This window comes from Nocardia suismassiliense (assembly GCF_900269665.1).
Taxonomy (GTDB): Bacteria; Actinomycetota; Actinomycetes; order Mycobacteriales; family Mycobacteriaceae; genus Nocardia; species Nocardia suismassiliense.
On the sequence record NZ_LT985361.1, the window covers coordinates 2,603,742 to 2,625,491 of the forward strand.

The window sequence follows — 21,750 nt, forward strand, 5'->3', positions numbered from 1 at the left end:
GCACCGACAGCGTGGAATTGCATCAGCGGATCGTCTCGGCGCCGGTAGATTTCGGCGCCATCCGTTCCGAATTCGGCCTGGCCTCGGCGTACCCCGCCGAGGCCAGCACGGAAGCCCGCGACGCGTCCGACGCGTTCGCGGGCGACCGGGCCGATCGCACCGACATCCCGTTCGTGACGATCGACCCACCGGGGGCCATGGATCTGGACCAGGCCCTGCATCTCGAGCGCACCGGCACCGGCTTTCTCCTGCATTACGCCATCGCCGACGTCGGCGCCGTGATCGATCCGCATGGCGCGCTGGCCAAAGAGTCCGGCGCGCGGGGGCAGACTTATTACCTACCCGACGGCACCGTCCCGCTGCACCCGCCGGTGCTGTCGGAAGGCACCGCGAGCCTGCTGCCGGAGCAGCGCAGGCCCGCCGCGCTGTGGACCATAGAACTCGATGAAAACGCTGAACCGCAACGTTTTTCGGTAGAGCGGGCACTGGTGCGTTCGCGCGCCAGGCTGGACTACGCCGGGGTCCAGGCCGACGCCGACGCGGGCCGACTGCACCCCTCGATCGCGGCCCTGCCGGAGTTCGGCAAGCGGCGCATCGAGGCCGGACTGCAGCGCGGCGCGATCGGGTTGCGACTGCCCGCGCAGAGCATCGTCCGGGATGACCGGTCCGACGGGCATTGGCGGTTGATCGTCGAACCGCGCACCGCCGCCGACGACTGGAACGAGCAAGTTTCATTGCTCACCGGGATGTGCGCGGCCCGCATCATGCTCGACGCGGGCGCACCCGCGCTGCTGCGCACCATGCCGCCGCCCGCCGAGTCGGCGATAGCGTCGATGCATCGCACCGCGGCCGCGTTGGGTGTCGAGTGGCCCGAGGAACTGTCGGTCGGGCAGATGCTCGCTCGGCTGGATCCGAATACGCCCGCGGCGCTGGTGCTGATGTCCGAGGCGACCAGCTTGTTGCGCGGGGCCTCCTACACCGTGGTGACCGAGGACACCGTCGCCGCCACCCCGGAAAGCTTGGAGCACAGCGCGATCCGCGCACCGTACGCCCATGTCACCGCGCCGCTGCGCAGGCTGACCGACCGCTTCAGCACCGAGATCTGCCTGGCCCGTTGCGCGGGCACCGAAGTGCCGCAATGGGTTCGGGACGGGCTGGCGGACACCGCCGACAGCATGCGGCGCAGCGACGCGATCGCGGGCAAGGTCGAACGCGCCTGCATCGACCTCACCGAGTCGACGTTGCTCGCCGAACGAGCAGGCACCGAGTTCGACGCGGTGGTAGTACGCGAAGCCAACGGCAACCGAGCCGCGGAGATCTTCATCGCCGACCCACCCGTGCTCGGACCGTGCGCAGGCGAACCCCCGGAAGGCGCCACCGTCCGCGTCCGCCTGGTCTCAGCCGACCCTGTCGCCCGCAAGATCACCTTCGCCTACCCGGTCCAGGGCACGGACGAGACGGCTACTCGCCCGACAGCGCCGCCGCGGCGTCGGGGTAGCGACTGAGGGCTTGGCGGGCCGCAGTGTCCTCGGCCCCCGCCAGGATGCGGTACAGCGCCGTATCTTCGCCTGCTGCACCGGCATCGGCCGAAATACCGTAGATGGCGTGCTGCGATTCGACGGCGTCCCGATGATCACCGAGCACCGTCTGGAGCCGTTTGGCGCGGCTGCCGAGGTCGCCGGCCTCGGCGCCGATGACGGGTTCGGCGGCCTCGCACGAGTACCGTAAACGCTTGGCGCTCTTGCGGATATCGTGCAGCAGCTCGACCCGCTCGGCCGGGGTGACGGTGGTTTCCTGCTGGATCAGGCCTTGGACGCGTTCCCGATCGCGTTCCAGGACAACACCGAAGAAGTCCGTGGCGGGTACCTTGCCGCGCGCGGAGCGCAGCGGTGGTTCGGTTCGCCACTTGGTGAGCTCGTCGCGGAGTTCGTGGTAGCGCTCGCTGTCCAGCGCCAGCAGCACGTCGGCGTGGGCCGCGGCGTATCTGTTGTTCTCCGCGGTGACCAGCCGCGCGGTGACCAACTCGACGTCGGCGGCCGAATGATCCGACTGCTGACCATGTTTGGTCAGCAGCGTCTCGAACCGTTCGGCGCGCACCTCGGCATCGCGGGCGACCCCGAGTACACCGGCCAGCCACTTGAGCTCCTCGCCCATCGCCCTGGCCGGCATCCGTTCGAACAACCCGCGATAGGACCGCAGCACACTGCGCAACCGCCGGGTGGCCACCCGCATCTGGTGGACCGAGTCCGGTGCGTCGTCGCGCACCTCGGGTTCGGCGGCCAGCAGCCGATCCACATTGTCGCTGAGTGCCGCGACGATGGCTTCGCCTGCTGTGGCCGTCATGGTTATCCTGCCTTCGCGAATCTATCGGTGGCTTCGATCAAATGGTGCGTGATGCCGGGCTCGTAGGACGCGTGCCCGGCGTCCTCGACGATGTGCAGGTCCGAGCCGGGCATCGCCTTGTGCAGGTCCCAGGCGCTCACCGTGGGGCAGACGATGTCGTGGCGGCCCTGCACGATGACCGTGGGGATGTGGGTGATGCGGTCGATGTCGCGCAGCAGCTGCCCCTCGTCGAGGAATGCGTGATTGCGGAAGTAGTGGTTCTCGATCCGCGCGAAGGCCAGCGCGAACCGGGGTTCGGCGGTCTCGGCGACCCGATCGGGTTGCGGCAGCAGCGAACTCGTCGCGCCCTCCCAGGTGGACCAGGCGACGGCCGCGGCGAGCGCGACCTCCTCGTCGGGGGAGTGCAGCAGCCGGTGATAGACCTCGACCAGATCTTGATCGCGCTCGGACTCCGGCACCGGCGCGAGGAACTTCTCCCACTCGGCGGGGTACACGTAGCCCGCGGCGCCGTTGTAGTACCAGTCGATCTCCTTGCGGCGCAGCAGGAAGATGCCGCGCAGCACCAGCTCGGTCACCCGGTCCGGGTGCGTCTCGGCGTAGGCGAGCGCGAGGGTCGAACCCCACGAGCCGCCGAACACCTGCCAGCGGTCGATGCCGAGATGGGTACGCAGCGCCTCGATATCGGCGATCAGGTGCTGAGTCGTGTTGGTCGCCAGGCTCGCCCCGTCGGCGACGTGCGGGGTGGAGCGTCCGCAGCCACGCTGATCGAGCAGCACGATCCGGTACGCGGCCGGGTCGAAGAACTGCCGGTGCACCGGCGAGACACCGCCGCCGGGACCGCCGTGCAGCAAGACCACCGGCTTGCCGTCGGGGTTGCCGCTGACCTCCCAGTACATCGACTGCCCGTCGCCCACGTCGAGCTTGCCGGAGTCGTAGCAGTCGATCTCGGGGTACAGCGTCCGCAACTGTGCGCCGCCCATCAGAACGCGAGGCCCGCGGCCAGATCGGGGACGCCGAGCGCCTCGATCGCCTGCTTGTGCACGTCGGGGCAGCTCTTGGTGGTGAGCCGGTCGATGACCGGCTTGTCGGCGAGTACCGCGCCGTTGATGCCGCCGTTGCGCAGCGCCCACTCGTGCACCATCGCGTTGAGGCCGATCTTGCCCAGCGTCGGACCCTGCCCCCGCCAGTTCGACAGCTCCGGCCTGATCATGTCGCAGAGCTGCGCGGCCGCGGCGTCGGAGATCTCCGGGGTGCCCGGCTTGTTCGTGCCCGCGGTGCCGCTCGGCGTGGTTGTCGCCGATGCCGTCGTCGAGCCCGAACTTCCGGTCGGAGCCGGGTTCGACTCGCTTCCACATGCGGTCAGTGCTGCGGCGGCGAAAACTCCCGCCAGCAGCAGGGTGCTGCGTGAAATCCAACGGCTGTGCGGCATCGGTTCCTCTGCTTCTCATCGCGAATGTCCGCATCGAGTCTGCCATTGTTTCGCCGCTGCGGCCCGGCCGTGTTGTCGCGGCCGCACGCGGGACGCATCGGCATGACTACCGGAAGTTCGTGCGCAACTCGTCGAGCAGTGCTTCGACGAAACGGGCGAAGCGGGGCGTGGAGGTATCGATCGTGCGCCACGGGTTGAGGGCGATCAACGGCGCGAGCTGCTCGGCCAGCGTGATCTCGGCCTCGGTGATCGGCTCGAACCGGCGCCAGTGTGCGAAGTACTCGGCGCGGTGCGGGCTGCGCAGGATGCGATGAGCGAGGAACGGGTGGGTGATCACGGCGTCACCCCAGTCGAAGAACCGGCCGGCGCCCGGGGTTGCGCCTGCGAAGACGTTGTCGGGTTGGACGTCGTTGTGTTCGAGGCTGAGCCTGCCGTAGCCGGCCAGTTCGGCGGCGGCCTCCTCGATGCGGTGTCCGAGGCCCGGAATGCGCGGCTCGAAGTGCCGGTAGATGGTGCCGAGTCGGCTGGGCGGCAGATAGGGGGTGCCGGTGGCGAGCAGGTCGTCGACGTGCGGGGCGAGGGCATGCTGGAGCTCGACGTAGGAGCCGATCAGGCCGGACCATTGCGCGTCGGTATCGGGGGCGGTGTCGCCGCCGTGCGGGCTCAGCAACCAACCGTGATCAGGTTGCACCGCAAGGGGTTCCAGCACGCTGCCGGGACGCAGGCGGGCGAGCAGTTGGAGCAATGGGCCCTCGTGGGCGAAGGCGCGCGCATTGGCTTTCGCCCACATCGGGCCCGCCGCGGTAGGAATACGGACGATCAACGACCAAGCCCGCCGCCGGGTTTCCGCTGGGGCGCCGGTGATGTCGATTTCCCGGGCTTTCAGGACGCCGACGGCCCAATCGATCAGCGCGTCGGCTGGTTGACCGAGCAGCGCGGCTGGCGCGTGCACTGCTCGGCCGGTCATCGTCACTCCATAGAACTAAAAACTGTGCTCGGGGCCCGGGTAGGTGCCCAGGCGTACCTCCTCAGCGTAGGCCGTCGCGGCGGCACGCAGCTCGTCGCCGATATTGCCGAAGCGCTTGACGAACTTCGCGGTCTTGCCGCTGGTGTAGCCGGCCATGTCCTGCCAGACCAGCACCTGCGCGTCGGTCTCCACGCCGGCGCCGATGCCGACGGTGGGAATGGTCAGCTTGCGGCTGGCCTGGGCGGCCAGTTCGGCCGGGACCATCTCCATGACCACGGCGAACGCACCCGCCTCCTGCACTGCGATGGCGTCGGCGATGAGCTGCTCGGCGCCGTCGCCGCGACCCTGCACGCGGAACCCGCCGAGGGTGTTCACGCTCTGCGGGGTGAACCCGATGTGGGCCATCACGGGAATGCCGGCCGAGGTGATCAGCGCGATCTGCTCGGCGACGCGCTCACCGCCCTCGAACTTCACCGCCTGCGCCTGGCCCTCCTTCATGAACCGGGTCGCGGTGGCCAGCGCCTGCTGCGGGGAGGATTCGTAGGTGCCGAAGGGCAGGTCGGCCACCACGAGAGCGTGCGGCGCGCCCCGCACCACGCCGCGGACCAGCGGGAGCAGCTCGTCCACGGTGATCGGGACCGTCGTGTCGTAGCCGTAGACCACGTTGGCCGCGGAGTCGCCGACCAAGAGCACGGGGATGCCCGCTTCTTCGAACAGCCTGGCGGTCGAGTAGTCGTACGCGGTGAGCATGGACCAGCGCTCGCCGTTGGCCTTCATCTGCTGCAAGTGGTGCACCCGGGTCTTGCGCATAGCCTTCTTGGGCTCGGTGGGTGCCGCACCGTAGGCAGGGGTTTCCGAATCGGATACGGACATCTTCGTCCCTTTCGTCTGTGTCGCCTCGGGGCCCATCCGGGTCCCCGGGTTGTCTGACGAATTCCAGTGTGCCAGCTGTCACCGGACCGCATTAAGGGTCTTGACCGATGCAATTGGTCACAGCGGGGCGATCACAGCGCCCCATTCGCGGGCTGCTGACCGGTGCGTTGCGCGGGCTGAGCGCTCGAGCTGCCACTATCAGTGGATGGGTTTGGTTCGCAGTGGGCGCGGTGCGCTGATGGTGGCGGTGCTGGCGTTGGCGGCGGGGTGCACGATCGACGGCCATCCGACGGGGCCGATGCCGACGCCGCCTGCCGCGTTGGCGAAGTTCTACACGCAGAACGTGCAGTGGGGTGGCTGCGCCGGGTTCGGGTCGCCGGATGATCGTTTCGCGCCCAATACGCAGTGCGCGCGCATCAGTGTGCCGATCGATTACGCCGCCCCGGACGGGCCGACCGCGCAGATCGCCGTCTCGCGGATCAAGGCGACCGGCAAACGCATCGGTTCGCTGCTGATGAACCCCGGCGGTCCGGGGGAGTCCGGGCTGACCATGTCGGCGCTGGGCAACAAGACCCCGCTGGCCGAGCGTTTCGACCGGGTCGGCTTCGATCCGCGCGGGGTCGGCTCGTCGACGCCCGCCATCGTCTGCGAGACCGCGCAGGAGCAGGACGCCGAGCGCGCCGAGCCGCCGAAGGACAACACGCCCGAGGGCATCGCCGCCGCGGAGAACGAGAACCGCGAGTACGCGGACCGCTGCACCGAACGCACCGGCAAGGAGTTCCTCGCCCACGTCGGCACCCGCGAGGTGGTGCAGGACCTGGACGTGCTGCGCGCGGCCCTGGGCGACGCGAAGCTCAGCTACCTGGGTTACTCGTACGGCACCAAGATCGGTTCGGCGTATGCCGAGAAGTTCCCGGACCACGTGCGCGCCCTCGTCTTGGACGGCGCGATCGACTCCTCACAGGACCCGGTGCAGGAGTCGTTGCGGCAGGCGGCGGGCTTCCAGAAGGTCTTCGACGCCTATGCCGCGAACTGCACCAGCAAGGCGGACTGCCCGCTCGGCACCGACAAGGCGCAGGCGGTGGATAGGTTCCGTGCGCTGGTGAATCCGTTGTGGGACAAGCCCGTATCGACCACCGACCCGCGTGGACTCAACTACGGTGACGCGCTCACCGGCGTGCGCCAGGCCCTCTACACCAACGAGCTGTGGCCGGTGCTCACCCTCGGCCTGTCCGAACTGCGCGACGGCCGCGGCGACACCCTGCTGCAACTGGCCGACCTCTACGACGGCCGCCGCGACGACGGCAGCTACAGCAACACCACCGACGCATTCACCGCGATCCGCTGCGTGGACGATCCGCGCATCAGCGACCGGGCGATCACCGGCAAGCAGGACACCGAGTACCGCAAGGCGGCGCCGTTCCTGGACGACGGGCACGGCACCGGTGCGGCCCCGCTGGACCAGTGCACGGCCTGGCCGGTGCCGAACACCAGTGAGCCGCATCGCATCTCGGTGACCGGACTGCCGAAGACGGTGGTCGTGTCGACCACCGACGACCCGGCGACGCCGTACCAGGCGGGGGTGGACCTGGCGGACCAGCTGGGCGCCGCCCTGGTGACCTACAAGGGCAGTCGGCACACCATCGCGCTGTCGGGTGGCTCATCCTGCGTGGACGACGCGGTGATCGACTACCTGATCGACCTCACCGAGCCGGCGGCGGGCCTCACCTGCTGATCGAGCGGCGGCGAAGTCTTTTTCCCGCAACAAGCACAGCACACTCAGCGTGTATGTAACACGGATTTAACGCCGGGTGCTTACTCTCGCGGACATGGATCGCCAGAAGGAATTCGTGCTGCGGACGCTCGAAGAGCGGGATATCCGCTTCGTACGTCTCTGGTTCACCGACGTCTTGGGTTACCTGAAGTCCGTCGCGATTGCGCCCGCCGAGCTCGAGGGCGCGTTCGAGGAGGGTATCGGCTTCGACGGCTCGGCCATCGAGGGCTTCGCCAGGGTGTCCGAGGCCGACATGGTCGCCCGGCCCGATCCGTCCACCTTCCAGGTGCTGCCGTGGGCTACGAGCAAGGGCCACCAGCACTCCGCGCGCATGTTCTGCGACATCACCATGCCCGACGGCTCGCCGTCCTGGGCCGACCCGCGCCACGTGCTGCGCCGTCAACTGAACAAGGCCGCCGACGTCGGGTTCAGCTGCTACGTGCACCCGGAGATCGAGTTCTTCCTGCTGGAGAACGGCCCGGTGGACGGCTCGCAGCCGATCCCCGCCGACTCCGGTGGCTTCTTCGACCAGGCCGTGCACGATTCGGCGCCGAACTTCCGCCGCCACGCGATCGACGCGCTGGAGTCGATGGGCATCTCGGTGGAGTTCAGCCACCACGAGGGCGCGCCGGGTCAGCAGGAGATCGACCTGCGCTACGCCGACGCGCTGTCCATGGCCGACAACGTGATGACCTTCCGCTACCTGATCAAGGAAGTCGGCATCGACGAGGGCGTGCGCGCGACGTTCATGCCCAAGCCGTTCGCCCAGTACCCGGGCTCGGCGATGCACACGCACATGAGCCTGTTCGAGGGTGAGGCCAACGCCTTCCACGATCCGGACGACCCGATCAACCTGTCGAGCACCGCGCGCGCGTTCATCGCGGGCATCCTGGAGCACGCGCCGGAGATCAGCGCGATCACCAACCAGTGGGTGAACTCCTACAAGCGGCTCATCCACGGCGGCGAAGCGCCGACCGCGGCCTCGTGGGGCCGGTCGAACCGGTCCGCGCTGGTGCGGGTGCCGATGTACACGCCGAACAAGTCCTCCTCGCGCCGCGTCGAGATCCGCAGCCCTGACTCGGCCTGCAACCCTTACCTGACCTTCGCCGTGCTGCTCGCGGCCGGTCTGCGGGGCATCGAGAAGGGTTACACGCTGCCGCCGGAGGCCGAGGACGACGTCTGGTCGCTCACCGTCGCCGAGCGGCGCGCGATGGGCTTCCGTGAGCTGCCCGGCACGCTGGACGAGGCGTTGCAGGCGATGGAGCGCTCCGAGCTGGTCGCCGAGACGCTCGGCGAGCACGTGTTCGACTTCTTCCTGCGCAACAAGCGCCGGGAGTGGGCGGACTACCGCAGCCAGGTGACGCCGTACGAACTCAAGGAATACCTCGGTCTGTAGCGAGGACCGCGTTTCCGCAACCGAATGTATGCCCGGCGGCGGGCGAGTCGTCGGTCCTGACCATGTAATTTGAGAGCTATGGTCCGGCCCCCGACTGCCCGCTCCGCTGTCCCCGGCGTCGGTCGGCTCGGGTTGCTCGAGCCCACCGCCGCCGCCTCGCTGCGCGAATTGGGCTGGGACAACGTCGAAGCTATTCCCGTGCTCTGGGCGTTGTCGCGGGCGCCCGACGCCGACCTGGCGCTGAACACCTTGATCAAGCTGCGCGAGCGGCTCGAAACCGACTGGGACGAACTGGATTCGGCGATCCGCACGGATACGGCGCTGCGCGGCAGGCTGTTCGCGCTGCTCGGCTCGTCCAGTGCGTTCGCCGATCATCTGGTGGTCGACCCCGCGGCCTGGCACATCTTGCTGCGCAAGGGGTTACCGACGCGCGACGAGTTGATCGCCGATCTGCTCGACTCGGTACACGCGGTGCCCGAGCAGGGGCCGGAGGGTGCGTCGGGGACGGAGGCGCTGCTGTTCCGGGCCGGCGAGTCCGGGCCCGAGGTGGTCGCGCTGCTGCGTAAGCGGTATCGCGATCAGCTGATGTTGCTCGCGGCGCTCGATCTGGCGGCGACCGTGGAGAACGAACCGGTACTGCCGTACCAGGTGGTCGGCCGTCACCTCACCGCGCTGGCCGACGCCGCGCTCACCGCGGCACTGTCGGTGGCGGTGGCGAGGGTCTGCAAGGACGGCCCGGTGCCCGTGCGGCTCGCGGTGATCGCCATGGGCAAGAGCGGCGCGTGCGAGCTGAACTACGTCAGCGATGTCGACGTGGTGTTCGTCGCGGAGCCCGCCGACGCCACCGCGACCCGGCTGGCGGCCGAGATGATGAGCGTCGCCAGCGCGGCCTTCTTCGAGGTGGACGCGGCGCTGCGGCCCGAGGGCAAGGCGGGTGCGCTGGTGCGCACGCTGGAGTCGCACGTCGCCTACTACAAGCGGTGGGCCCGGACCTGGGAATTCCAGGCGCTGCTGAAGAACCGGCCGATGACCGGTGACCTGGCGCTCGGCGAGCAGTATCGGGCCGCGCTGATGCCGATGGTGTGGGCCGCCTCCGAGCGACCCGACTTCGTCGCCGACGTGCAGGCGATGCGCCGCCGGGTGGAAGACCTGGTGCCCGCCGACATGCGCGAGCGGGAACTGAAATTGGGCCACGGCAGCCTGCGCGACGTCGAATTCGCCGTCCAGCTCCTGCAATTGGTGCACGGCCGGGTGGACGAGTCGCTGCACGTGCAGGGGACCGTCGAGGCGCTCACCGCGCTGGCCGCGGGCGGTTACGTGGGCCGCGACGATGCCGCGAATCTCACTGCGTCCTATGAGTTCTTGCGTCTGCTCGAGCACCGCCTGCAACTGCAACGGTTGCGGCGCACGCACACCCTGCCCGCCGCCGACGACGAAGAGGGCATGCGCTGGCTGGCCCGCGCCGCGCACATCCGGCCGGACGGCAGGCAGGACGCGGTCGGCGTGCTCGCCAGCGAGATCCGGCGAAACTCCGTGCGGGTGCGGCGATTACACGCCAAGCTGTTCTATCGGCCGCTGCTCGAATCGGTGGTCAAGCTGGAGCCCGACGCATTGCGGCTGAGTCCCGACGCGGCGATCCGGCAGTTGGCCGCGCTGGGCTACCAGGCGCCCGAGCATGCCCTCGGCCACCTCAAGGCCCTCACCGGCGGGGTCTCGCGCAAGGGCCGGATCCAGGCGTTGCTGCTGCCGACGCTGCTCGAATGGCTCGGCGACACACCGAATCCCGACGCGGGCCTGCTCGCCTACCGGCGGGTGTCCGAGGGGCTCGACGACCAGATCTGGTTCCTGCGCGAACTGCGCGACGAGGGCGCCATCGCGCAGCGGTTGATGATCGTGCTCGGCTCCTCGGAGTACCTGCCGGATCTGTTGATCAACGCGCCGGACACCATCCGCATGTATGCCGACGGGCCCGGTGGTCCGCTGCTGCTCAGCCCGCAGGCCGAAGACGTCGCGCGCGGCATCATGACCGCCGCCGCGCGCTACGACGACCCGAAACGTGCTGTCGCCGCGGCACGTTCGTTGCGCAGGCACGAGCTGGCCCGGGTGGCCTCGGCGGATCTGCTCGGGATGCTCGACGTCAAACAGGTGTGCCGGGCACTGTCCTCGGTGTGGGTCGCGGTGCTGGAAGCCTCACTCAAAGCGGTGATTCGGGCGAGCGAGGCCGAGCGCGGCGGCCCCGCGCCCGCCGATATCGCGGTGATCGGCATGGGTCGTCTCGGTGGCATGGAGCTCGGTTACGGGTCCGACGCCGACGTCCTGTTCGTCTGCGATCCCCGGCCCGGCGAGGACGAGGCCAAGGCCGTGAAGTGGGCGATCAACGTCGCCGACAAGGTGCAGCAGCTGCTCGGCGCCCCGAGCACCGACCCGCCGTTGCAGGTGGACGCCGGGCTGCGGCCCGAGGGACGCAACGGTGCGCTGGTCCGCACGCTGGCCGCCTACGCCGCCTATTATCAGCAGTGGGCGCAGCCGTGGGAGGTGCAGGCACTGCTGCGGGCCCATCAGGTCGCCGGCGATCAGCAGCTGGGTCTGCGCTTCCTGCACGTCATCGACAAGGTGCGGTACCCGAAGGGCGGGGTGTCCACCGAGGCGGTGCGCGAGATCCGCCGGATCAAGGCCCGGATCGACGCCGAACGACTACCCCGCAACGCCAACCCGGCCACCCACACCAAGCTCGGCCGCGGCGGTCTCGCCGACATCGAGTGGACGGTCCAGCTGATGCAGCTGCGCCACGCCCACGAGGTCATCGGCCTGCACAACACCTCGACGCTGGAGTCGCTCAACGTCATCGAGCAGACCGAACTGCTCGACGCCGCCGATGTCGCGCTGCTGCGCGACGCCTGGCTCACCGCGACCAAGGCGCGCAACGCGCTGGTGCTGGTGCGCGGCAAGCCCGCCGATCAGTTGCCCGGTCCGGGGCGGCTGCTGTCCGCTGTTGCGCGGGTGGCGGGCTGGCCGAACGACGATGGTAGCGAGTTCCTCGATCACTACATGCGGGTGACGCGGCGGGCGAAAGCGGTGGTGGAGCGCGTCTTCGGGGAATGACGGTGCGCATCCCGAGAGCTGGTGCGTATTCAGCGAACTAGTTCGCTACCGAAGGCGCGGGCTCGATGCGCAGACCTGTTCGCTCGGCGCGTTTTTCGCCCCACTCGTAGAGGGCGGTCAGGGCGGGGACGAGGCTCCAACCTTCGTCGGTGAGGTCGTATTCGACCTGCGGGGGCACCGTGTCGAAAACGGTGCGGCGGACCAGGCCGTCGGCTTCCAGTTCCCGCAGCTGCTGCACGAGCATCTTTTCGCTGGTCGTCGGCATCGCCCGGCGCAGCTCCCCGTACCGGCGCACGCCTTCCTTGAGGTGGGCGAGGATCACCGGCTTCCATTTGCCGCCGATGAGGTCGACGGTCACCTCCACCGCGCAGTGGTAACGCTTGTCCGGCATCTGCTCGCCTCCGGGTACTCACCAAAAAGTGCGTTCTTGTAACACTGTAATCATCGCGATTCCATGGACGGCATACGCATCCGCTACCGCAGACATGGAGCTCGAATTCCTATGAAGGTCATTGTTTTCGACCGTTTCAAGCCAGGCGTGACCTTGGAGACCATCAATCCGTACCTGCCCGAGGAGGTCGCCAATGTGTGGCGGCTGTGGAAGGCTGGCATCGTGCGGGAGAACTACGCGCGCGCCGACGAACCCGGCGTGGTGATCGTGTTCGAGGTGGACAGCGTCGAGCAGGCGCAGCGGTATGTCGCCGACTTCCCGCTCACCAAGGCGGGTTACCTGGAGTGGACCTACGTCCCGGTGCAGGCGCCGCTGCCGCTGGAGGCGCTGATGGATCCGAAAGTCGACGTCGCCGAGCCCTACGACCGGACCAAGTAAGGACGCAGCCGTGCGCAATGCCTTCGGCCTCAGTATTCCGCAAACCGTCGCCGACGCCTGCGATCCCCGGCGGATGGCGGTCGTGATCTACGACATGCAGGTGGGTATCGTCGGACAGATCCCCGACGGTGACAAGATTGTGCGCGCGTGCGTGCAACTCCGAGATGCCGCGCGCGCCGGGGGTTTTCGGGTCTTCTACACCCGGCACATGTCGCTGCCGATCGCCGCGTCCGGCGTCGCGCAGCTGCGGACCGCCATGCAATGGCAGCGGGTCGACGACCCGAATGAGCTGCGCTCCAGCTTCCCCCAGGGTTCGCCGCAATATCAGCTCATCCCGGAGCTGACCCCCGACGCCGACGAGATGGTCTTCGACAAGATCACCATGTCCGCGTTCGCGGCCACACCGCTCGATATCGCGTTGCGCGACTGCGGGATCGACAGCTACGCCATCGCGGGCATCGCCATGGAGGTCGGGATCGAACCCACGGTCCGGCACAGTCTGGACCTCGGGTATCTGCCGATCATGGTCACCGACGCGTGCGGGGCCGGGCATCCGGAGGCGGCCGAAAGGGCTTATGCGACATTGGAGTTCGCGGGCGGCTCACTCACCACCGACACCGCCGCCCTGATCGAGCTGATGACCCAGCGCTGAACAGATAGCGGATTACGCGCTGGTGAGTTCCTGGAACCGGTCGACGAAGACGCGGATCGCTTGCCGGTCTTCGTCGAGGTCGCGACGGTGGCCGTGCTCAGCGGTCACCGTCACCGTGCTCCCGGCTCGCAGTCGCAGCACGTCCCCGCACAATGGCAATAACGGTGCATGCACGCTGCGCCCATTGCAGCTGACGGTGATGCGCGAGGTGTAGCCGATCAACCCGACGAGGAGCTCTTCGGCGCTCTCGGCCGTGAGTGGACCTGCGATGCGAAACTCTTCGACGTACATCGGCCCTCCAGCGTGTCGTTCGCGCCCAGTTTATGCGGTCGATCATGGACCGCACGAGAACCGCACGGTCGGCACACAGCATCTCCACACCTCCCGCATAGGGTCGGGGCATGCCGAAATGGTTGGAGCGGGTGGTGCTCGGGGTGGGTTGGTGCGCGCTGACGGCGGGCGTCGTCGGGGTTGTGCTGCATTTCGGGGCCTGGCAGCAAAAGTTACTGGTCTTGGTTGCGTCGGGGGCGTCCTATCTGATGGTGGGCGCGCTCGTCGCGCTGGTGTTCTTCCTGATCGCCAGGGGCTGGCGTAGTGCGGGGGTAGCCGGGGTGCTGGTGGGCGTGGTGCTGTGGACGTTGGCGCCCGCGTTCCTCCCCGCGGGGCGGGCCGCGAGCGGGCCCGAGGTCACGGTGTTGCAGTCCAACCTGCTGTTCGGGAAGGCGGACGTCGACGCGGTGGTGCGGGCGGTGCGCGACAACAACGTCGACGTGCTGACCGTGAACGAGCTGACCAACGCCGCCGTCGACCGGCTGGCCGCGGCGGAACTCGGTGCGCTGCTGCCGTATTCGTATCTGCAACCGACCGCCGACGGCGGTGGCGGCACCGGCATCTACAGCCGATACCCGTTGCGCGACACCAAAAAATACGACGGCTTCATCCTGAACCAGGTGTCCGCGACGATGGACCACCCCGATCGCGGACCGATCGCCGTATTCGCCTTCCATCCGATTCCGCCGCCGTTGAACTTCTCGGACTGGCTCGTGGAGATGCGCCGGATCCGCGAAATCCTCGACGCCCAACAGGGACCCGCGATAGTCGGCGCGGACTTCAACGCGACCCGCGATCACGCGGCGTATCGCGAACTGTTGCACGGCCGCTTCGCCGCCGCGGCCGACCAGGCGGGTGCCGGGCTGCTGCTGACGTTCCCGGACGACCGGCGGTGGGGCCCGATCATCGGCATCGATCACGTCCTGCTCGCCGACGCGACGGCGCAGGAAGTGCGGACGTTCAGCGTCCCCGGCTCCGATCATCGGGCCTTGCTCGTGCGCGCTCGGTTGAATTGAGCTCGCGGGCAAGGGTAGTGACGGTCGGGTAACTCTCGGCCGTTCGTTGCTACGCGCGCGGGGTACTCGGCGATTATCGTGAGAATGCTCGGTGTATCGACAGCTGTATTGCGCCGGGCCCTCGCACGCGTCGGGCGTGCACGGTACTCGGGGAGGCCCGTGAATGATGAGTACACAACGACTGCGGTTCGGTGTGGTCGCCGTGCTCGCGCTGTTCGGCGCGGTACTGGCCGGCTGCGGGCAGGGCGTGCAGCTCCCGCCCAGCCCGACCACCAATGCGCCGTCCACCGAAACCGACTGGGAAGTAGCCGGTTCGATGACGGCCACCGGTCCGAACGGCCCACGCAAGGGCGTGCCGGACGCGCCGCTCACCGCGATCAACGGTGACGGCGGCACGTACGACAAGCTCGCGCTCAACTCCCTTTCCGACCTGCAGGAGTTCTGGCCGGCGGCGTATCCGGAGAACTTTCCCGGCCCCTTCACTCCTGTGTCGGAGTTCTACTCCTGGGACGCGAAGGCGCCCCGCCAGCAGGCGATCGAGTTCTGCGGCGAGAGCACCTATCACGTGGTGAACGCCGCCTATTGCAGCGCGGACCACACCATCGGCTGGGATCGCGGCGTGCTGATGCCCGCAGTGGCGGAGAAGTTCGGCGAGATGGCCGTGGTGATGGTGCTCGCGCACGAATACGGCCACGCCATTCAGCGGCAGGCCAGGCTCGCCGGTCTGCGCACACCGACGCTGGTGCTGGAGCAGCAGGCCGACTGCCTCGCCGGAGTGTTCTTACGCCATGTGGCCGAAGGGGATTCGGCACACTTCACCTTGAACACCACCGATGGACTCAACGCCGTCCTCGGTGCCACGGTGGCCATCCGGGACCAGGATCCGAGCGATCCCAGCAATGCGCACGGGTCGGCATTCGAGCGGGTGACGGCCGTGCAGATCGGCTATTCCGATGGCGCGCAAGGCTGTAAGACGCTCACTACGCAGCAGATCGCGGAGCGTCGCGGCAAGTTGCCCGTCACGTTCGAGCCGGGTGAGCAGTTCCTGCCGCAACTTCCGGTGACCGTGCCCTCGTTGCAGAGCGTGAGCCAGGTCCTGAGCAGGATCTTCCCGCTGAGCACGCCGCCCCGGTTCGATTATTCGGGGGTGGTGCGGGACTGCTCGAATGCCACACCTACCGAACCGGTTTCGTACTGTCCCAGCACGAATACGATCGGTACCGCGGTGCCCGCCCTGGCCAGACGTGGTGCGCCGACCGAGGACGGCCTGGATCCACTCTCGGCGGCGGTGAACGGCGACTACAACGCCTTCGTCGTCTTCGTGTCGCGGTATGTCCTTGCGGTGCAACATGATCGCAAGCTCGGCTTGACCGGCGCGGAGACCGCGGGGCTGCGCACCGCCTGCCTGTCCGGTGTGGTGACCACGGCGCTGAGCGAGCCTGGCAGCGACCCGCGGCTGTCGGCCGGTGACCTCGATGAGGCCGTCTCCGAGCTGCTCAGCGAGGGGCTCACCGCCAGTGATGTGAACGGCAAGGTGGTGCCGAGCGGTTATCAACGCGTCGAGGCGTTCCGCACCGGCGTGCTCGAGGGGGAGAAGGCCTGCTTGTCGCGCTACAAGTAAGCGTTACACCGGCAGCGATCGAATGCGGCGTCGATCAATTACCCGTAACGTGCGCTTCCAGCCAGTCCACTACGTCGCCGAGCACCTTGTCCTTCTCGGGTTCGTTGAAGATCTCGTGGTAGAGGCCGTCGTAGCGGATCACAGTGAGATCCTTCGAGCCCGCGCCGTGTTCGATGAGATCGGTGCTGGACGGGGCCGCGAGCGCGTCCGCGGTGCCGTGCAGCGCCAGGACCGGCACGGTGAGCTTCGGCAGCCGTTCTTTGACGAGGAACGTGGTGTTCAGGATCTCGGCGGCGGTGCGGGCGGGCAGCTTGCCCCGATACACCAGCGGGTCGTTGTCGTAGGCGCGGATCACCGCGGGATCGCGGCTGATCTGCGACGAATCCAGTTTGAGCACACCGAGATTCGGAGTCAATCGGGTCAATACCGGGGCGAGCGCGCGTTGGACGGGGTTGCCCGCCGAGATGTCCAGCGGCGGTGCGGAAACCACGATGCCCGCGACATCGATCGGCCTGCGGGTGGCCAGGTGCAGCACGATGAGGCTGCCCATCGAGTGGCCGACCAGGAAGCGGGGGACGTCGGGGTGTTCGCGGGTCGCGATGTCGAGCATGGCGGCCACATTGTCGGCGGCGCCGTCCAGCGAGCCGATATTGGCCTTGCTGCCCGCGGATTTGCCGTGGCCGATGTGGTCGAGCGCGTAGACGGCGAATTCGGCGGCGGCGAGGCGCTGGCCGACGTGGGTGTAGCGGCCGGAGTGTTCGGCGACACCGTGCACGAGCACGATCACGCCGCGTGCGGGGGTGTCGGGCAGCCAGGCGCGCCAGGCGATGCCGCTGCCGGTGCCGTCGAATCGGCCGGTCCGGGTGTGGATCTGCGGCTCGGCGTCGCCACTGGCCTTCGGCTCGGTCGTCATGCATCGGCTCCTGAGGTCGGCGCGGTGGCCGACGGCTGTGCGAACTGCGCGATCAGCCGCCGGTTGAACTCGATCAGTCGAGCGTAGTTGACCAGGGAGAGGCGCTCGTCGGTTCCGTGGATCGATGCGATATCGCGTTCGCCGAGCACGATCGGGGCGAAGTTGCAGCGGGTGCCCGCGAGGTCGTGGTAGTGCCGCGAGTCGGTGGCGCCGGGCACGATGCCGGTGGTGACGACGACGCCGGGGACGATGGCCCGCGCGATATCGGCGACCATGTCGAACGCCGGGCCCGGTGCGGCGTGCACCGTCGGCTCGGACGCCATGCCTTCCGCTTCGATCCGAACACCTTTGTCGCGTACCACCTTCCGGCAATGCGCGAGGACCGCCTGGACGGAGTCGCCGGGCAGGATGCGGAAATTGACGAAGGCCTCGGCGTGCTGGGGGAGCACGTTCGCCTTCACACCGCCGCGGATCACCGTGGGGGCGGTGGTGGTGCGCACCATCGCCTCGGTCTGCGGCCGCATCGCCATCACCCGCGTGATCAGCGGTGCGGCGAGACCGGCCAGGCCGAGCAGCCTGCTGCGCGACGCGGGCATCGCGTGCCGCAACCTGGCCAGCATGTCGGCGGTCACCGGCGTCATCCGCAACGGCATCGGATGATCCTGGATGCGGCTCACCGCCCGCGCGATCCGGCCGACCGCCGTCTGCTTGCCCGGCATGGACGAATGCCCGCCGACCTCGCTGACCGACAGTTGCACTGTCGCATAACCCTTCTCGCCGAGCATGATGCTGGCGACCGGCAGCTCGACCCCCTCGGCGACGCCCTCGGTGATCATGCCGCCCTCGTCGAGCAACAGGTCGGCCTGTACGCCGTCGCGACGAAGGCGGTCCGCCATGTGCATCGCGCCGGTATCGCCGAACACCTCCTCGTCGTGGCCGAAAGCCAGGAATATGGTGTGCCGCGGGCGAACTCCCGCCGCCAGCGCCGACTCGACCGCCTCCAGGATCGCCAGCAGCCTGCTCTTGTCGTCGATCGCGCCACGGCCCCAGATGAATTCGTCATCGACCACGCCCGCGAACGGCGGATGGGTCCAGCGCTGCGGGTCGTCCACGGGCACCACATCCTGGTGTGCGAGCAGGATCGCGGAGACGCGCTCGGGCTCGACGCCGGGCCAGCGGTAGAGCCTGCTGTAGCCGAATCGCTCCAGCTCGAGCTCGGCGTGTACCCGCGGGAAAGATTGCTCCAGGTGTGCGGAGAGTTGCTCGAACGCCGCATCGTCGACGTGGTTCGGATCGTCGGTGGACACGGTGACGCACCGTATTGCGGCGGCGAGGCGCTCTGCGGTGCGATGGTCGACGGGGTCCGTCATCGGGCACCGGTGCGGTTCGGCAAATTCATGGACACCGTCGCATTGTTCAGTATGGCGGGGGCGAGCGGCATGGTCTTCTCGTTTCGCCACTTCACGATGCCCTCGGTCATTCCGCCGACGAGGTCCGGCGTGCGGGTCCCGGTCAGCAAGGGGAGTTCGATCCGCGCCTCCGCGACAGTGACCTGGGCGAAGGCGGGCGTGTGTGACCAGACGTCGTCGACGACATCGGTGATGCGCACGCCGATCCGGTGGCCCGCCGCGATCGGCCAATCCTGGGCCAGCAGGCGGACTTCGGCGGTCTCGCCACCGACGGGTGCGATGCCGCGGGTGATGACGGTGGCCTGGTTGTCGGGCGCGATGTCGTAGAGCTCCACCGCGACAGTGGCATTGGCCGGTCCGCTCACCCGCAGCGTCGCCGACGGCATGCCGGACAGGTGCTGCGCCTGGGCCAAAGGTTCGGAGACGGACCAGAATTCGCGATCCGGGCCGGGCAGCAGGCCGCGGTCGGTGTAGCCGCCGGGGCGCAGCTCGACCGGCACCCGGGCGGCATCGGCGGGCGGCCATGCGGTTTCGGCGCGCCAGTTGCCGTCGAACTGGCCCACCGTGATCCGGGGGCCGGGTATCTGCACGTCACGGCCCGCGACGTGCTTGTCGAAGAAGGCGAGCAGCTCGGTATCGAAATGCGGTGTGCCGCACTTGTCGTGGCAGGTGCGGTGGCCCCACTGGCCGAACCACGCCTTGTGCTCGCCCGGGCCGAGACCGTTCCACAGGTCGAACACGCGGTAGGCGCGGGTGTTGTAGTCGACGAAGCCCTGGCCGAGGAACAGCGGAATCGTATTGCCGCGCAACGGGCCGACCAGATCGCGGTCGCGCCAGAAGGGGGAGTTGCCGTCGTGGTTGGTCATGTCGGCCAGGTACTGCTGGTAGCACTGCACCGGCAGTTGTGCCGCCGCGGCTTGGTATTCGGGTGAATCCTCCGGGCGGGCCGGGGTCGACGCGATCAGCAGGTGCTCCAGCCCCGCGAGATCGGCTGGGCGCACGCCGTTCTCGGTGATCGGCTTGCCCGAGAACTTCCACGAGATGCCCTGCATGTACAGGTACGAGTACGGGTCCACCACCGGCTCGAACGACGCGACCGCCGCCAAGCCCTTCGGCTTCGTCGCCAGGCCCATCAACCCGGTCCACGCCTCGTAGGAGACGCCGAACATGCCCACCTTGCCCGTGGACCACGGTTGGTTCGCGGCCCACTCTACCGCGGTCGCGACGTCGGATCGCTCGCCGGGGCCGCCGAAATCCGGGCAGCCGGACGAGCCGCCGAAACCACGCAGATCGACGACGACGTAGGTGTAGCCGGCGCGCAGGAACATGTCCGCCTGCAAGTTGTCGGTGGACGGGCCGCCGCGCAGCCGGGGCTCACTCAGGTACGCCAGGTGGGCCCGGTACGGACTGACCGTGAGGACGACCGGGGTGCGCACGTCGTCGGCGATACCCGCCGGACGCAGAATGTCCGCGTGCAGCCGAGCGCCGTCCGGCGCATCGAGAAACGCCTGCCGCCACTGGAACGGCTCCGACAGCGGCTCCGCCCCCGCCGTCACCGGCGTGGTCACAGCCAACAGCAGCAACAGCCCGCACAAGGCGCGCACCAGGACCGTTCGTTCGCTCACCATAGGACTATCGAGTGTGCCCGGACGACCGTCCAGCCCCTGGAACCGGGGTGGTCTGTTGGTGCGGGCTCCCGAAGAGGGCAGCCGATGCGGTTTGTCGGATGGTCGGTGCAGCTGTGGGCGGCAGTCCACCAGGTCGCCGCGCACACCGGCCGCATCATCACCGCGGCCGCGCTCATCCTGCTCGTCGTCACCGGCGCCGCGCCGCCGCCGACGGATGCTCGCGGCCCGGTGGCCAGGATCAATGCCGCCCTCGGCACCGGACTCACCATCCGCGACCTCGACGGCACCACCGTGCTGCTCACCACCCAGTACCACCTCGGTCTGGGGCCGGAGTCTCAGTAGCTACACGGTCGTGCCGTGTGGCGTTGCCGGTTGGGCTGTGCGCGTTGCGGTTGCGGCACGCCGGGCTACCTCGGGTGGTCTGCTCGAGTCTCGTCGGGCCTGCAAGCATGATGCGGGCGCGCCGGCTGCGGTCGGCACTCGGCTGGCGCCGGCGCCCGAGGTGTTGCCAACCCGCCGGGCGGGCGCCATGCCATGTTCACTCCGGGCCGCCAGCATGGGCGGTATGCCGGAGGCCGCGGATGTGCAGGGCAGTGGGCCGGTCGATGTGGTCGCGGTGGGGACTATTTCTCTCGCGCTGTTCGCGGCGTTGTTGTTCGCGGTGTCGGCGGCGTTGCAGCAGGGGGCGGCGCGGCAGGCTGCTACCGAGGCCGGGCAAGGTCGGTTTCTGGTGATCGTGGGGATTGCTCGTCGGCTGGTCACCGATCGGCGGTGGTTGGCGGGGCAGGGTGCGAATGTGGCGGGGTTCGTGGTGCATGCGGTGGCGCTGCGGGTCGGGGGGGGCGGGGGGGGGGAGGGTGGCTCTTTTACACATCTGGCGGCGCCGGCGGAGGGGTTGGGGGGGGTCTTGGTGGTCGCCGGGTGCTTTAAAAAAAAAAAGAGGTGGAGGACAGCGGGGGGCGGAGCGGAGGTGTAAGAAAGAGGAGGGGTGGAGGCGAGGGGATGGTGAGTAGGGATCGTTCGGNGGCGGGGACGGCTTTCGTGTGTGCGGGGTTGATTCTGCTGGTCGGGCAGAGTGCGCCCGGGCATGCGGAGGTGCGGCCGGAGTTGCTGCCCGGGGTTGGTGTGGGTGTGTTCGTGGGGATCGTCGTATTGGTCGCTGTGTCGCGTCTGACGAACTCGACGCAGTTGCGGTCGGCGTTGGTTGCGGTGGCGGCGGGTTGCTGCTTCTCGACCACGGCGGTGTTGGTGGTCATTGCGACCACGGTGCTCCCTGATCTGAGTTGGGCGCTGCTGGGGATTCCGGTGTCGACCGTCCTTGGCGGACTGCTGACGCAGGAGGCGTATGCCCGGGGTTCGCTGCCCACCGCGCTCACCGCGATGACGATCACCGACCCGGTGCTCAGTTACGCGGCGGGTCTGACGCTGTTCGCGGTGACTGTTCATCCGCGGCCGGTGCTGCTGATTC

Annotated in this window: 19 protein-coding genes; 9 read left to right on the plus strand and 10 right to left on the minus strand. The window is 68.5% G+C overall.

Annotated features, from left to right (window positions below):
* Nucleotides 1–11 precede the first annotated feature (11 nt).
* Nucleotides 12–1,505 (plus strand): RNB domain-containing ribonuclease, encoded by a 1,494-nt coding sequence (locus tag DBO33_RS11720; RefSeq protein WP_107655051.1) that lies wholly within the window; start codon nt 12–14, stop codon nt 1,503–1,505.
* Here DBO33_RS11720 and DBO33_RS11725 read toward each other — a convergent pair.
* From DBO33_RS11725 to panB, 5 genes are all read right to left on the minus strand, one after another.
* Nucleotides 1,462–2,343, minus strand: coding sequence for a CHAD domain-containing protein (locus DBO33_RS11725; protein WP_107655052.1), 882 nt, complete (start codon nt 2,341–2,343; stop codon nt 1,462–1,464). The genes DBO33_RS11720 and DBO33_RS11725 overlap by 44 nt on opposite strands.
* Nucleotides 2,344–2,345: 2 nt before the next feature.
* Entirely contained in the window at nt 2,346–3,323 is a 978-nt protein-coding gene (pip, locus tag DBO33_RS11730; protein ID WP_107655053.1) for a prolyl aminopeptidase, read from the minus strand.
* Nucleotides 3,323–3,772 (minus strand): hypothetical protein, encoded by a 450-nt coding sequence (locus DBO33_RS11735; protein ID WP_107655054.1) that lies wholly within the window; start codon nt 3,770–3,772, stop codon nt 3,323–3,325. The genes pip and DBO33_RS11735 overlap by 1 nt, the downstream gene beginning before the upstream one ends.
* A gap of 106 nt (nt 3,773–3,878) precedes the next feature.
* Nucleotides 3,879–4,739, minus strand: a complete 861-nt coding sequence (locus DBO33_RS11740; protein ID WP_107655055.1) for a phosphotransferase — start codon at nt 4,737–4,739, stop codon at nt 3,879–3,881.
* A 15-nt stretch (nt 4,740–4,754) separates the two neighbouring features.
* On the minus strand, nt 4,755–5,612 hold the full coding sequence (gene panB / locus DBO33_RS11745; protein ID WP_107655056.1) for a 3-methyl-2-oxobutanoate hydroxymethyltransferase: 858 nt from the start codon (nt 5,610–5,612) through the stop codon (nt 4,755–4,757).
* 205 nt (nt 5,613–5,817) lie between these two features.
* Between panB and DBO33_RS11750 the strand changes: the two genes are divergently transcribed.
* The 3 genes from DBO33_RS11750 to DBO33_RS11760 all read left to right on the plus strand — a co-directional run bounded on the left by DBO33_RS11750 (nt 5,818) and on the right by DBO33_RS11760 (nt 11,884).
* Complete coding sequence (locus DBO33_RS11750; RefSeq protein ID WP_107655057.1) at nt 5,818–7,347, plus strand: alpha/beta hydrolase; 1,530 nt, start codon at nt 5,818–5,820, stop codon at nt 7,345–7,347.
* Between the two features lie 94 nt (nt 7,348–7,441).
* Complete coding sequence (locus DBO33_RS11755; protein WP_107655058.1) at nt 7,442–8,782, plus strand: glutamine synthetase family protein; 1,341 nt, start codon at nt 7,442–7,444, stop codon at nt 8,780–8,782.
* A gap of 78 nt (nt 8,783–8,860) precedes the next feature.
* Nucleotides 8,861–11,884 carry a bifunctional [glutamine synthetase] adenylyltransferase/[glutamine synthetase]-adenylyl-L-tyrosine phosphorylase gene (locus DBO33_RS11760; RefSeq protein WP_107655059.1) on the plus strand — a complete coding sequence of 1,008 codons (3,024 nt, stop codon included), beginning with the start codon at nt 8,861–8,863 and terminating at the stop codon, nt 11,882–11,884.
* Between the two features lie 37 nt (nt 11,885–11,921).
* Here DBO33_RS11760 and DBO33_RS11765 read toward each other — a convergent pair whose 3' ends face one another.
* Nucleotides 11,922–12,275, minus strand: a complete 354-nt coding sequence (locus DBO33_RS11765; protein WP_107655060.1) for a winged helix-turn-helix transcriptional regulator — start codon at nt 12,273–12,275, stop codon at nt 11,922–11,924.
* 111 nt (nt 12,276–12,386) lie between these two features.
* Here DBO33_RS11765 and DBO33_RS11770 point away from each other — a divergent pair, with 111 nt between their 5' ends.
* Both DBO33_RS11770 and DBO33_RS11775 read left to right on the plus strand, forming a co-directional pair.
* Nucleotides 12,387–12,713, plus strand: a complete 327-nt coding sequence (locus DBO33_RS11770; protein ID WP_107655061.1) for a YciI family protein — start codon at nt 12,387–12,389, stop codon at nt 12,711–12,713.
* Between the two features lie 10 nt (nt 12,714–12,723).
* Nucleotides 12,724–13,365, plus strand: coding sequence for a cysteine hydrolase (locus DBO33_RS11775; RefSeq protein WP_107655062.1), 642 nt, complete (start codon nt 12,724–12,726; stop codon nt 13,363–13,365).
* Between the two features lie 12 nt (nt 13,366–13,377).
* Here DBO33_RS11775 and DBO33_RS11780 read toward each other — a convergent pair whose 3' ends face one another.
* Nucleotides 13,378–13,656 (minus strand): HPr family phosphocarrier protein, encoded by a 279-nt coding sequence (locus tag DBO33_RS11780; RefSeq protein WP_107655063.1) that lies wholly within the window; start codon nt 13,654–13,656, stop codon nt 13,378–13,380.
* Nucleotides 13,657–13,766: 110 nt separating this feature from the next.
* Between DBO33_RS11780 and DBO33_RS11785 the strand changes: the two genes are divergently transcribed.
* Both DBO33_RS11785 and DBO33_RS11790 read left to right on the plus strand, forming a co-directional pair.
* Nucleotides 13,767–14,711, plus strand: coding sequence for an endonuclease/exonuclease/phosphatase family protein (locus DBO33_RS11785; protein WP_107655064.1), 945 nt, complete (start codon nt 13,767–13,769; stop codon nt 14,709–14,711).
* 166 nt (nt 14,712–14,877) lie between these two features.
* Nucleotides 14,878–16,332, plus strand: a complete 1,455-nt coding sequence (locus DBO33_RS11790; protein ID WP_199856588.1) for a neutral zinc metallopeptidase — start codon at nt 14,878–14,880, stop codon at nt 16,330–16,332.
* A gap of 34 nt (nt 16,333–16,366) precedes the next feature.
* Here DBO33_RS11790 and DBO33_RS11795 read toward each other — a convergent pair whose 3' ends face one another.
* From DBO33_RS11795 to DBO33_RS11805, 3 genes are read right to left on the minus strand one after another with little or no spacing between them, the layout of a single operon-like run.
* The gene (locus DBO33_RS11795) at nt 16,367–17,245 is read right to left on the minus strand and encodes an alpha/beta hydrolase (RefSeq protein WP_107655066.1); all 879 of its coding nucleotides are present in this window, start codon (nt 17,243–17,245) and stop codon (nt 16,367–16,369) included.
* Nucleotides 17,242–18,615 carry a M20/M25/M40 family metallo-hydrolase gene (locus tag DBO33_RS11800; RefSeq protein ID WP_107655067.1) on the minus strand — a complete coding sequence of 458 codons (1,374 nt, stop codon included), beginning with the start codon at nt 18,613–18,615 and terminating at the stop codon, nt 17,242–17,244. Before DBO33_RS11800 ends, DBO33_RS11795 begins: the two co-directional genes overlap by 4 nt.
* Complete coding sequence (locus DBO33_RS11805; protein ID WP_107655068.1) at nt 18,612–20,282, minus strand: CocE/NonD family hydrolase; 1,671 nt, start codon at nt 20,280–20,282, stop codon at nt 18,612–18,614. The genes DBO33_RS11800 and DBO33_RS11805 overlap by 4 nt, the downstream gene beginning before the upstream one ends.
* Nucleotides 20,283–20,366: 84 nt before the next feature.
* Here DBO33_RS11805 and DBO33_RS11810 point away from each other — a divergent pair, with 84 nt between their 5' ends.
* Complete coding sequence (locus DBO33_RS11810; RefSeq protein ID WP_107655069.1) at nt 20,367–20,624, plus strand: hypothetical protein; 258 nt, start codon at nt 20,367–20,369, stop codon at nt 20,622–20,624.
* Nucleotides 20,625–21,750 lie beyond the last annotated feature (1,126 nt).

Coding starts and splice junctions, on each gene's coding strand:
- DBO33_RS11750 (WP_107655057.1), top strand. CDS start 5,818: ATGGGTTTGGTTCGCAGTGGGCGCGGTGCGCTGATGGTGGCGGTGCTG.
- panB (WP_107655056.1), bottom strand. CDS start 5,612: ATGTCCGTATCCGATTCGGAAACCCCTGCCTACGGTGCGGCACCCACC.
- DBO33_RS11800 (WP_107655067.1), bottom strand. CDS start 18,615: ATGACGGACCCCGTCGACCATCGCACCGCAGAGCGCCTCGCCGCCGCA.
- DBO33_RS11780 (WP_107655063.1), bottom strand. CDS start 13,656: ATGTACGTCGAAGAGTTTCGCATCGCAGGTCCACTCACGGCCGAGAGC.
- DBO33_RS11770 (WP_107655061.1), top strand. CDS start 12,387: ATGAAGGTCATTGTTTTCGACCGTTTCAAGCCAGGCGTGACCTTGGAG.
- DBO33_RS11795 (WP_107655066.1), bottom strand. CDS start 17,245: ATGACGACCGAGCCGAAGGCCAGTGGCGACGCCGAGCCGCAGATCCAC.
- DBO33_RS11740 (WP_107655055.1), bottom strand. CDS start 4,739: ATGACCGGCCGAGCAGTGCACGCGCCAGCCGCGCTGCTCGGTCAACCA.
- pip (WP_107655053.1), bottom strand. CDS start 3,323: ATGGGCGGCGCACAGTTGCGGACGCTGTACCCCGAGATCGACTGCTAC.
- DBO33_RS11760 (WP_107655059.1), top strand. CDS start 8,861: ATGGTCCGGCCCCCGACTGCCCGCTCCGCTGTCCCCGGCGTCGGTCGG.
- DBO33_RS11725 (WP_107655052.1), bottom strand. CDS start 2,343: ATGACGGCCACAGCAGGCGAAGCCATCGTCGCGGCACTCAGCGACAAT.
- DBO33_RS11790 (WP_199856588.1), top strand. CDS start 14,878: ATGAGTACACAACGACTGCGGTTCGGTGTGGTCGCCGTGCTCGCGCTG.
- DBO33_RS11805 (WP_107655068.1), bottom strand. CDS start 20,282: ATGGTGAGCGAACGAACGGTCCTGGTGCGCGCCTTGTGCGGGCTGTTG.
- DBO33_RS11755 (WP_107655058.1), top strand. CDS start 7,442: ATGGATCGCCAGAAGGAATTCGTGCTGCGGACGCTCGAAGAGCGGGAT.
- DBO33_RS11810 (WP_107655069.1), top strand. CDS start 20,367: ATGCGGTTTGTCGGATGGTCGGTGCAGCTGTGGGCGGCAGTCCACCAG.
- DBO33_RS11785 (WP_107655064.1), top strand. CDS start 13,767: ATGCCGAAATGGTTGGAGCGGGTGGTGCTCGGGGTGGGTTGGTGCGCG.
- DBO33_RS11735 (WP_107655054.1), bottom strand. CDS start 3,772: ATGCCGCACAGCCGTTGGATTTCACGCAGCACCCTGCTGCTGGCGGGA.
- DBO33_RS11765 (WP_107655060.1), bottom strand. CDS start 12,275: ATGCCGGACAAGCGTTACCACTGCGCGGTGGAGGTGACCGTCGACCTC.